Genomic DNA, 590 nt, shown 5'->3' with positions numbered 1-590 from the left:
TTCTATGGTTAACTCTTGCGGATATTCATTGGTTTTTATCCAGTGAGTCAGGAGCATAGAGACGGGTATTAAATCAGGCATTCTAATTTTTAAGCTGCCCAGTGTTTTACGTAAATTAACGGTTAAGGTTTCTGCTTTTTTGCTTGAAGAAGCATTAACAACAAGCCAGCCATTCGCAGTGTCAATATAAGCATGTATTACGGTATTACGTGTAAAGGCACGTGGTAACAGGCTTTGGTATATTTCTTCCTTTAAGGTGTCTTGCTCTTTCTTTTTAACCTTTCGGGATTCACGCAATTCAATTTCTTCGACTTTTTCATCGAGGATCTCTTTAATCACCGTTGCAGGTACAATCTTTTCCTGAATTTGAAAAGCCACCATAATAAAACCATTGGCTTCATAGGCAATCGGTGAATCTTTGGATATGGGTGAAATCCATCCCGTTGAAATTGGTTGAGATGGTGAGCATGGGCTAAACTGATGCTCTTCCAGGCTTTTTTCAATCATTTCAAATGATAAATCAAACGGCTCGATAAATTCAAATAGTGCTATATTTTTAAACCACATCGCATCATACTCCTTATTTGCTG

The 590-nt window shown here is 37.8% G+C and carries 1 protein-coding gene; it reads right to left on the bottom strand.

Going from position 1 to position 590, the window contains the following annotated elements; genetic code table 11:
• The coding region (locus tag DNJ75_RS15205; protein WP_229667714.1) for a recombination-associated protein RdgC at positions 1–567 on the bottom strand (567 nt) is incomplete at its 3' end.
• Between the last annotated feature and the right edge of the window lie 23 nt (positions 568–590).

This window comes from Cysteiniphilum litorale, assembly GCF_003428165.1.
GTDB classification, from domain to species: Bacteria; Pseudomonadota; Gammaproteobacteria; order Francisellales; family Francisellaceae; genus Caedibacter; species Caedibacter litoralis.
Note: the sequence above shows the minus strand (reverse complement) of the source record. Positions and strands in the feature narration are given on the sequence as shown.